The sequence below is a fragment of the Mesorhizobium sp. A556 genome, from assembly GCF_054489545.1.
This window is the reverse complement of record NZ_JBTMXA010000052.1, coordinates 1-1458: the sequence shown is the minus strand read 5'-3', so window position 1 is coordinate 1458 and position 1458 is coordinate 1. Positions and strand designations below refer to the sequence as shown.

The window sequence follows — 1458 nt, the reverse complement described above, 5'->3', positions numbered from 1 at the left end:
TAGATCGTTCGAAGCTGGAAACCGTATCCCGCATCCCAGAACAGATGCCGGATACCGCCGAAGAGATGCATGAAGAACGAAAATACAGCCGCTACCATGACTACCTGGCCGACCCAGGAACTTATGACACTCTGCATGATCGCGAATGAGCGCGGGCCGTCTGCTGCCGCGCATAACCAGACCACCAAAACTACTGAAAAGGCGCTGAGGGCCACGCCCGTGATACGGTTGAGGATCGACAGCACCGATGTAAGCTGTGGTCGATAGATTTGAATATTCGGCGAAAGCGGCCGCATCGGGCGTTGCGTTTCCATCATCCCGCCCGCTCGACAATCATTTTCTTGATCTCGGCGATCGCCTTGCCGGGGTTCAGCCCTTTGGGACAGGTACGGGTGCAGTTTAGAATCGTATGACAGCGATAAAGCCGGAAAGGATCCTCCAGATCGTCGAGCCGCTCGCCAGTGGCTTCGTCGCGGCTGTCAACGAGCCAGCGATAGGCATGCAACAGTGCGGCAGGGCCGAGAAATCGATCCCCATTCCACCAATGACTGGGACATCCCGAGGTGCAGCAAAAGCAAAGGATGCACTCATAGTAACCGTCAAGTCGTGCTCTTTCCTCCGGCGACTGTAGCCTTTCATGTTCCGGCGCCGGCGTTTTGGGATGAAGCCACGGTTCGATAAGACCGTATTGGGCAAACACATGCGTGAGGTCAGGCACCAGATCCTTGATGATGCGCATATTGCTCAAGGGATAGATCGTTGCCGGCTTCTCGGTCTCGGCTATGTATCGTGTACAGGCCAGCCAATTCGTACCGTCGATGTTCATTGCGCAGGAGCCGCACACGCCCTCGCGGCATGAGCGACGAAACGTCAGAGTGGGATCCATCTTGTTCTTGATCCAGATGAGGGCATCCAGAACCATTGGGCCGCAATCATCGAGATCGACGTCGAATATGTCTAGAACAGGATTGTCACCGGAATCGGGGTCGTAACGGTAGATCTCGAATGTCTTGGCGCGCACGGCGTTGGAAGGTGCCGACCAGTGTTTCCCTTTGCCTATTCGGGACTCCTTGCTGACACCGAAGTTCCGCGGCAGCGGAAACCGCTTCAACATAGTCACTTCCGGAAGCTGCTGGGAAGATTCGATCAGAAGCAGGTTTTTTGCTTTCTCGGTCATCCGCCCGCCTTGCGAAGGCTAGCGGGAAGAGCCCGGGCACCAAAATCAATAGAGGATCTTCGGATGGTCTGGCCATCATCGTTGACGATGATATGAAAACGCCGGTTGTCCATGAAAAATGTGAGCCGTGCGCGGCCAGTGTCTTCTCCCTCACCGCGCTCATGTCTGCTGGTGATTTTGCCGTTACGAACAAGATCCTGGACAGCCGAGGCATCAATCCCAAGCCCTTTGCCAATGACAGCCGCGTCGACCTCGATCGCGCCGTCATCGAATTTGATTTC

General features: G+C 55.4%; 3 protein-coding genes. All 3 read right to left on the bottom strand.

Translation table 11 applies throughout. The features are described 5' to 3' along the window. Nucleotides 1-314: succinate dehydrogenase, cytochrome b556 subunit (sdhC, locus tag ACX3P0_RS25230; protein ID WP_459092958.1), on the bottom strand; the 314-nt coding region annotated here is incomplete at its 3' end. After that, entirely contained in the window at nucleotides 314-1114 is an 801-nt protein-coding gene (locus tag ACX3P0_RS25225; protein WP_459092960.1) for a succinate dehydrogenase iron-sulfur subunit, read from the bottom strand. The genes ACX3P0_RS25225 and sdhC, both read right to left, overlap by 1 nt. A 59-nt stretch (nucleotides 1115-1173) precedes the next feature. Then, on the bottom strand, nucleotides 1174-1458 hold a 285-nt coding region (locus ACX3P0_RS25220), incomplete at its 5' end, for a DUF6522 family protein (protein ID WP_459092956.1).